Raw genomic sequence first — 5,307 nt, 5'->3', positions numbered from 1 at the left:
CGCCTTCTTCGGGTGCAGGAAATGATGCATTTTGACACAGACCCGCCTGTTTTGCCATTATATTCCTGTCCCCCAGCACGTGGATTCGACCACGTCGCCGACAATCTCACTAACCGAGTCCCTGTGACCTGCAAACGGTCTCCCAAGAAACCGCTCATACAGAAGCATTGCATAGGGCACACCCATGGCCGAAAGACGGCGGATGGCGTCTCGCCCACCAGCTGTGTCAGCTTTGTCGAGCCGATGGATCCGATCGGCCCCGACATCCGGCAATCCTTCGTTGAGCAAGGCGCAGGCGCTCTCAACCAAGGCTCGCAGCCTCTCGACGACCCCGCCCTTCATTACGAGCGGTTTTTCGGGCGCAAGTCGTACGCTTCGATCCAGTGTTCGGACAACGCCCTGATCAATCTTGACACCGGTGCGCTGCGCGGTAACGTAAGCCCACTCTGGCGGTGTGAACCCTAGGATGGATCGGAGGACGACGAGCGATATCGGGCGCGCCACCGTTGCAGGGAAGACGTGCTCAACGTCGATGTGCACAAACCCATTGGTCGCCAGTTTTAACGCCTCGTAACCACGCTCGAATGTCGCGTAGTCGATAAAGCCGGGACCACGCGGAAGCACGAGAAAGCTCGAGCCGAGACTCTCAAACACGGCATCAAATAGGCATCCGCGTTGGCTTGGATATCTTCGAAAGTGGCTTCAAAAGACGACAGAATCGTTCTCTGCGGCATAGGTGCTAACCTCCTCACGGACACAGGGTTGGAATTTCGGGTACTTGGCAAGTTCGCCCTGCAGTTGATCGAGTGTAGCGGAAACGCCCCCCATCTCCTTCATGATGGTCGCAGTGCGGGCAGAAGAAGACATTCCTGGGGTGTCTCCGATTCTCCGCAACCAAATACCCCGGAAAGAGCCGCACATGCGTACCGCACCCCGGACATGGGGAGGTCTTGACCCACAGGAAGTACTTCACGGGGGCGTCGGGCCGGCCGCAGAGGAGGCACTTTGTGCGGTACAGATGGCCGACCTGCGCTTCCAGATCGGCACGCAGGCGATCTGCTGCCTCGCGGTACTTACGCAGATCCAAGTGCTCGATTTCCTGACGCACGATCCAATAGGCCATGGGATTGATGTCAAACCCGGTCACGTCACAGCCCACCCGGTTCGCCTCCATCAATGGCGTTCCTCCGCCCATGAAAGGGTCGGCGACATGACGCCCGCAGCATATACTCCCTACCGTCACTTCGCAAGTCTAAGTCTGTAAAGATGCCTTGCTCAAAACCCCGCTCCCCGTCCGCGCCCGGCCTTCGCCGACCGGTACTGTGCGCGGCGCTCTTTGACGCAGAAACCAATAGCCTTCCGCTCCGCCTCGGGGAGCGGCAGAAGCAGCGGGCGAATCTTCTGTGAGAGCCTTATCGGCTGGGGAGCGGCACGAGGACTTCATTCCGGCGCAAAAACCACGGCGTAAAAGGCGCGTCGTACCTAGCCCAAACCGGCTCGCCGTCAGCGGTCAAATCCTGCGCCTTCATCCACTCCCGCAGCCGGGCGAGGTTCCGCTCGTACCGCCGCCCGCTCCAGGTGCCCGAGTACTGCACGGCGGCCATGCGACGGGCCGGAACGGCGCGCAGACGCACCTTCTCGTCCGTGGGTTCCGGCAACGTTTCCAGCGTGTAGCGGGCCGGCATCATGAACGTGATGGCCCACTGGTTGCTCACAGCCTCCTGTCCCACCGGTGTCGTCATGGCTATTTTCTCCCCCTCGCGCTGCTGTGCGACGGGCGCGGTCATGGCGATCTTTCCCTTTGATCGATTCGCCCCCGAGATGTAATTGAACAGGGGCCGGAACGCCTGATTGCCGGCTTCCTCCAGCGTCCCGCCGACGACCGTTTCGGCAACCACCTGGGGCGCATACCGACGCACCTCAAAGTCCCCGTCTGCCCGTTCCACCGTGTAGGCGGCTTCTTTGACACTCCCCGTCACACATCCCTCTATTCCTATTCCCAGCGCCAGCCCCGCAAGAAGCCAGGCACCGATCTGTATCGTGATCCGTTTCTTCATTCTTGCTCCCTTTTCACTCGCCCCTAAACTCTTCGAGTCGTCTGGCATCGGAATCGCTGTAGCGTTCGGACTCGCCAACTATAACATGATCCAGCAGGATCAGTTGCACCAATTGCGCCGGCCCAAGCCCCGGCACCTTCAGCAGATCCTGGACAGGTGCCCGTATTCGCCGTTTTTCTATTCTGGCGGGGATCACGCGTCGCCTACTCCGGAATCCTCCGGACGGTGCGGAAGCCGATGACGCCGAAGGTTTCTTCCGGATTCAAATACTGTCGTCGTGCGACCCGGACACCCCAGGCCGAGTCCTCCCACGAGCCGCCGCGGAGCACACGCCCGTCCCAACTGGATGGCGGGCCGACCGGATTGGATGCGTAGTCGGGCGAATAGACGTCGTAATAGTCCCAGCACCACTCCCAGACATTTCCGATCATGTCGTGCACGTCATACCCACTGGCTGCAAACCACCTGATCGGTGTTGTGTAGGGTGGAATTCCGTTTGTGAAATAGCCGTCATATCCGTTGATGTCATAAACGTCAATGGATGATGACGCGACATAATTCGCCTGATCGTGACTGATCGTCTCGCCCCAGGGAAACCGCATGCCTGCAGGGCCTCCCCGCGCCGCCCGCTCCCACTCTGCTTCGGTCGGCAGCCGATACCCGTTCGCAGACCAGTCGCACGCGGCATACGACGCAGACAAGGTCACGCGAAACACGGCGCCGCCAGAGGTGTAGTAGCACGGAGTGAGGCCCTCCCGTTCACTCCGCGCGTTGCACCACGCGACCGCCTCATACCAGGTGACCGTGTGAACCGGCTGGTTGTCTGCTCTGCCGTCTCCTTGCGAGAGATAGAGGTCGTAATCGTTTGTCTTGGACCAATCGCGCACCTCCAGCCACAGCGCCTTGGAGACCTCGGCTTGGTCCATGTAGAGCGCGTCCGTATAGACGGTGTGGACCGGCACTTCATCGGTTTCCCCTTCCGCGAGCGCGTCACCCATCTCGAACACGCCGGCGGGAATGAACGCCATGCCCGCAGGCGTTGCGGGGTCAAACACGCGAAGGGAAACAGCGGTGTTGGTCGCCTCGTGCCGGACGAAATCGACCCAGTTTCCGGGCCCCGTGAGTGTCACGGCCCGCTGCACGCTGCAGGTCACCCCTGCCGTCGCGGCGTTGGTCCACGTGATCGTTCCGTCCAGCGAGAAGGCCGTGATCGCCGTGTTCGTCGGCGAGACGAGGCGGAAAAACAGAGAGCCTTCCGCAGTCCGCGCACCGACGAACGTCGCGCACACGAACAGCGCGGCGAGCCACAGCAGGCGCCGACCCTTTGTTGTCGTCATGGCTTCCCCCGTTCATCCCTTCAGAGGCGTCTGGAAGGGCTATGAGGCGGGCTCAGGGCTGCTGCGCCGCGCGCTCCTGCCGCGCATTGCGGCGGAGATGCAGGACGTCCTTGAACACCAGCAGCACCATCAGCCCGATCAGCAGCACGGCAAAACCGGTGACCAGCACGCTGATCACCCGCGGGTGGGGCTTGCGCCGGGTGATCATCTCCCAGAGCGAAAAGACGATATGGCCGCCGTCCAGGACCGGCAGCGGCAGCAGGTTGATGATCGCGAGGTTGATGCAGATCATGCGCAGGAAGCCCATGCTGCTGAGCACGCTCTCCTGTACGACCCGCCACATCATGGCCATGATGATCACCGGTCCGCCGATCGCGCCCGCCACCCGTTTCCGTTCGCCGCTGACCTTGGGCACGATCAGCGCCTTCAGGACGCGGATCACCTGCATCGCGTCGCTGCGGATCTGCCGCCACGGCGCGCGGTATTGCATCCACATCGCCGCCTCGGCGGCGTTATCCACACTGACGCCGATCCGGCTCATGCCCGCCGCGTCCAGCGCGGGCGTGACCGTGAGCGTCAGCTCCCGTCCGCGGCGCATCACCCCCAAAAGCACCGGCCGCGCCCCGGCGACACCCATCCGCGCGACGAAATCCGAGCTGTTGTGCACCGGGTTCCCATCCAGGGTCGTCACCACATCCTTGACGAGCAGCCCCGCCGCCTGCGCGGGGCTGTCGGCCAGCACCTCCTGGATCTGGCATTTGCCGTCCCAGTACACCCCGGCAATCCCACGGACATCGGGCGTCAGATTGGTCACCGCGACGCTGACGTTCCGCACCGCGCCTTCGGCGGCGCGAACCGTCAGCTCGACGCCGCGCTCCAGATTGCCCACGAGGTGGCACTCGACCATAAAGTCGTTCCAGGTCGTCACGCGCTGCCCGCCGACCCGTTCGATCACATCGCCCGACCGCAGTCCCGCCACCCAGGCGGGCGTTTCCGGATCGACCGTGCCGATCCGGGTACTGACCACGCCCGTCACCGATCCCGGCGCCAACCAGATCACCCACGCAAGCACCACCGCCAGCAGCACGTTGCCCGCCGGCCCGGCGACCGACACGACAATCCGCTTCCACGGCGACACATCGGGAAGCTGTTCCGACGCCGACCCTTCGCCCCCCTGTATCGCCTCCATGCCCGACGGATCGAGCTGCGGCAACGCCACGTACCCGCCGAACGGAATAACGTTGATTCGGTAGTCGGTCTCCCCGACCCGGCGTCTCCACATCGCCGGGCCAAACCCGATCGCAAAGGCATCCACACGGAAGCCCAGCAGCTTGGCCGACAAGAAATGGCCGAATTCGTGGATGAAGATCGCCAGCCCAAAGAGGAGTGCCACGATCACCCCCGCCCAGACGCCTTGCGTCACCGTCAAAAAAGTGTCCATGAGTGTATCCGTTTCACTGTTCGGTCATTGTCGCAATCACCTCTGCGGACTCCCGGCGCGCCCAGGCGTCGGCGGCGAGCACCGCATCCAGCGTGTCGTCGGGGGCGGCGTCATGCCGTTCCAGAACCGCGTCGACCGTCCCGGCGATGTCGCTGAAGGGGATACGCCCCTCCAAGAAGGCCGCCACCGCCACTTCGTTGGCGCCGTTCAGGACTGCGGGGCAGGTGCCGCCGCGCAGCGCCGCCTGGCGCGCCAGCGCCAGACAACGAAACCGCCGCTCGTCCGGGGTCTGGAAGGTCAGCCCCCCCAGCGCCGTCAGATCCAGCTCGGGCAGACCGGCTGCGGCCCGGTCGGGCCAGGTGAGCGCGTACTGGATGGCAAAGCGCATGTCGGGCGGCGACAACTGCGCCAGCACCGAGCGGTCGGCGAACTCCACCAGCGAATGGACGATGCTCTGCGGATGCACGAGCAC

At 63.3% G+C, this 5,307-nt stretch carries 5 protein-coding genes and 1 pseudogene; all 6 read right to left on the bottom strand.

The window, feature by feature from the left end; all coding sequences use genetic code 11:
- Positions 1 to 159: 159 nt before the first annotated feature.
- A pseudogene (locus FJ222_11890) lies at positions 160 to 624 on the bottom strand (hypothetical protein).
- Between the two features lie 124 nt (positions 625 to 748).
- Positions 749 to 1,174, bottom strand: coding sequence for a hypothetical protein (locus FJ222_11885; protein MBM4165122.1), 426 nt, complete (start codon positions 1,172 to 1,174; stop codon positions 749 to 751).
- A 238-nt stretch (positions 1,175 to 1,412) separates the two neighbouring features.
- Positions 1,413 to 2,057 carry a heme-binding protein gene (locus FJ222_11880; GenBank protein MBM4165121.1) on the bottom strand — a complete coding sequence of 215 codons (645 nt, stop codon included), beginning with the start codon at positions 2,055 to 2,057 and terminating at the stop codon, positions 1,413 to 1,415.
- A gap of 203 nt (positions 2,058 to 2,260) precedes the next feature.
- Positions 2,261 to 3,394, bottom strand: a complete 1,134-nt coding sequence (locus FJ222_11875) for a formylglycine-generating enzyme family protein (protein MBM4165120.1) — start codon at positions 3,392 to 3,394, stop codon at positions 2,261 to 2,263.
- Between the two features lie 52 nt (positions 3,395 to 3,446).
- The gene (gene rseP, locus FJ222_11870) at positions 3,447 to 4,835 is read right to left on the bottom strand and encodes an RIP metalloprotease RseP (GenBank protein MBM4165119.1); all 1,389 of its coding nucleotides are present in this window, start codon (positions 4,833 to 4,835) and stop codon (positions 3,447 to 3,449) included.
- 13 nt (positions 4,836 to 4,848) lie between these two features.
- On the bottom strand, positions 4,849 to 5,307 hold the full coding sequence (locus FJ222_11865; protein ID MBM4165118.1) for a hypothetical protein: 459 nt from the start codon (positions 5,305 to 5,307) through the stop codon (positions 4,849 to 4,851).

This window comes from Lentisphaerota bacterium, assembly GCA_016873675.1.
In the GTDB taxonomy this organism is placed as follows: Bacteria; Verrucomicrobiota; Kiritimatiellia; order RFP12; family JAAYNR01; genus VGWG01.
The sequence above is the reverse complement of the archived record's forward strand: the minus strand, read 5'-3'. Positions and strand labels throughout refer to the sequence as shown.

What these genes read in the sequence shown, in the direction of transcription:
- FJ222_11885 (MBM4165122.1), bottom strand. Translation starts at nt 1,174, where the DNA reads ATGGAGGCGAACCGGGTGGGCTGTGACGTGACCGGGTTTGACATCAAT.
- FJ222_11880 (MBM4165121.1), bottom strand. Translation starts at nt 2,057, where the DNA reads ATGAAGAAACGGATCACGATACAGATCGGTGCCTGGCTTCTTGCGGGG.
- FJ222_11875 (MBM4165120.1), bottom strand. Translation starts at nt 3,394, where the DNA reads ATGACGACAACAAAGGGTCGGCGCCTGCTGTGGCTCGCCGCGCTGTTC.
- rseP (MBM4165119.1), bottom strand. Translation starts at nt 4,835, where the DNA reads ATGGACACTTTTTTGACGGTGACGCAAGGCGTCTGGGCGGGGGTGATC.